The sequence below is a fragment of the Archangium sp. genome, from assembly GCF_036389735.1.
Taxonomy (GTDB): domain Bacteria; phylum Myxococcota; class Myxococcia; order Myxococcales; family Myxococcaceae; genus Archangium.
Genome location: NZ_DASVWK010001096.1, coordinates 1 through 2,433, shown reverse-complemented (window position 1 = coordinate 2,433; position 2,433 = coordinate 1). Strand labels below are relative to the sequence as shown.

The window sequence follows — 2,433 nt, the reverse complement described above, 5'->3', positions numbered from 1 at the left end:
GCTTCGAGGAGCCCGTGCTGCTGTGCCACGGACTCGCCGCCAACCGGTGCACCTTCGACTTCGAGCCGCCCTACTCCCTGGCCCACGCCCTGTCCGAGGCCGGCTTCGACTGCTTCAGCGTGGAGTGGCGCGGCATCAGCTACTCGGAGCGCCCGCCCCAGGGGCGCCGGTGGCCGGACGTCACCGTGGATGAGTTCATCTCCCAGGATGGTCCCGCCATCATCGAGGCGGTGCTCGCGCGCACGGGAGCGAAGCGCGCGCTGTGGGTGGGCCATTCGCTGGGAGGACTCGTGGGGTACGCGGTGGCGCAGGGCCCCGCGGGGGCGAAGCTCGCGGGACTGCTCGTGCTGGGCTCGCCCGTCTTCTTCCCGCCGGATCCGCTCCTGCGCCGGCTCATCCACATGGGCGCGCGGCTCTCATGGCCCTGGGGCTTCCGCAACGAGTGGCTGAGCCACACCCTCGCGCCCTTCCTCGGCCACGTCACCCTGCCCCTGTCCGACATCATCATCAACCCGAAGCACATCCGGCCGCCCATCCAGCGCAAGGTGTACGCGAACATGATGTCGTCGATGAGCCGCAATGTGCTGCGGCAGTTCCAGGATTGGATCGACCACGACGCCTTCCGCTCCTTCGACGGGAGCGTGGACTGGCGCGCGGGGCTCGCGAAGCTGTCGCTGCCGGTGATGGTGATGGGGGGGAGCTCGGACCGGCTGGCCTCGTCGAAGAACCTGCGTGCGCAGTACGAGCTGGTCGGCTCGACGGACAAGATGCTGCACATCTTCGGCTGCGACCGTGGGGACAAGATGGACTACGGGCACGGGGACCTGCTCTTCGGCACGGGCGCGCCGCTCGAGGTCTACCCCGAGATCCGGGACTGGCTCGCCGCCCATGCCACGGCGCTCGAGTCAGGGTGACGTTCTCGCCACACAGGCCACGTCGGGCGCCACCGTGGGCCCGGCGCCCTCCTCCTTCACACGGCCCAGCGTCACCCCTGTCCCACCCTGACAGTCCGCCACCACGAGCCCCCCGGCGTTGTCTCGCGCCGAGAGCCCGTCCACGCGCAGCACCCCGTCCTCCAGGGCGACGAGCGCGGGGCCCCCGGAGCCTCGTACCTCCAGGCCCACGGCCGTCACCTGCCCCAGCGTCTCCACCTGCACGCCGGCCTCCTCGCACCCGACCAGGGACACCTTCCGCAGCGTCACCCGCGCGTCCTGCGCGCTCAGCACGCCCACGCCGGCCACCTCCCGCACCTGGACTTCCTCCGCGTCCACCTCCGCGCCTCGCAGGTGCAGGCCGTCACCGGAGTCCCCATCGCGCGCCGTGAGGTGGGTGATGACGGCCCGGCGCAACCGGAGCCGCCCGCGCGTGGCCGAGATGCCATACGCATCCGCCCCGTCCACCCGGACACCGCGCAGCTCCAGGTCCGAGCCCACCAGCGACACCCCGCCGAAGCCGCCGCTGCCCAGCACCACCGTCTCCTCCAACCACCCCTTCGAGCCGACGAGCGCCACACCCGCCCGGAGCGCGCGCACCGACGTGAAGCTCCGCGCCTCCAGCGTGGCCTCCAGGGATTGAAGGCCATACTCGTGACCGGTGACGGTGACCTCTTCCAGTCGCAGCGTGCCGTGCTGGACGAAGACGCCCGGCCCCTTCCCGCCCTCCACCGTCGAGCGCCGCATCCGCACCCGCCCCTCACCCTGGTACAGCGCCGTCTCGGGCCCGCGGAAGCTCACGGCCTCCAGTTCCACCTCCGCGCCCCGTGCCTCCACGCCTCGCCGGAAGGCGCCGACGAAGGCGCTCGCCCGCACCTCCGCGCGCACGGGCCCCGCCAGCTGCAGCCCCACCGCCTCGGGCGTGCCCGCCTCGAACACGCCGCCCTCCACCGTGAGGTGCCCCGCTTCCATCCGCACCGCCCCGGCCCACTGCCCGCTGAAGCGCACGGCCTCGAGCCGCACCGACCCGGCCGCCTCCAACCCCCAGCCTCCCCCCTGAAGGCCCAGGCGCCTCAAGGTGGCCCCCTCCGGCGCTCGCACCACCGGGCCCTCCCCCTCCCCGTGCAGCACCGAGCCCTCCCCCTCACCCACCAGCTCCAGCCCGGCGCGTAGGACGACGGGGCCCACGTACCTCCCCGCCGCCAGATGGATCCGGAGCGGCCCCGGGCGCCCCTCCGCGAGGATCAGTGCCTGGGCCAGGGTGGCGAAGGGGCGTGCCCGCGACCCCTCCCCCCCGGCCGGCCGGGTGCCATCCACCCACACCTCGGCGGGCGCGGGAGGCTCCCCGGACGGGATCACCGCCCCCGGGGTGTGGCAGGCGGACAAGGTCAGGCAGGAGATCATCAGCAGGCAGCGGAGCATTCGATTGCTCACACTATTACCCGCCAGGCATCCGCGCACATCCGGATCAGCAAACGCCACGCAAGTGATCGAAATGACA

General features: G+C 72.6%; 2 protein-coding genes. One reads left to right on the top strand and one right to left on the bottom strand.

What is annotated here, in order from left to right:
• Positions 1-914, top strand: a 914-nt coding sequence (locus VF794_RS39410) for an alpha/beta fold hydrolase (protein WP_331118805.1), incomplete at its 5' end; no start/stop codon positions are given.
• Here the strand turns inward: VF794_RS39410 and VF794_RS39405 are convergent.
• Positions 906-2,354, bottom strand: a complete 1,449-nt coding sequence (locus tag VF794_RS39405) for a hypothetical protein (RefSeq protein WP_331118803.1) — start codon at positions 2,352-2,354, stop codon at positions 906-908. The two genes, VF794_RS39410 and VF794_RS39405, sit on opposite strands and share 9 nt — an antisense overlap.
• Positions 2,355-2,433 lie beyond the last annotated feature (79 nt).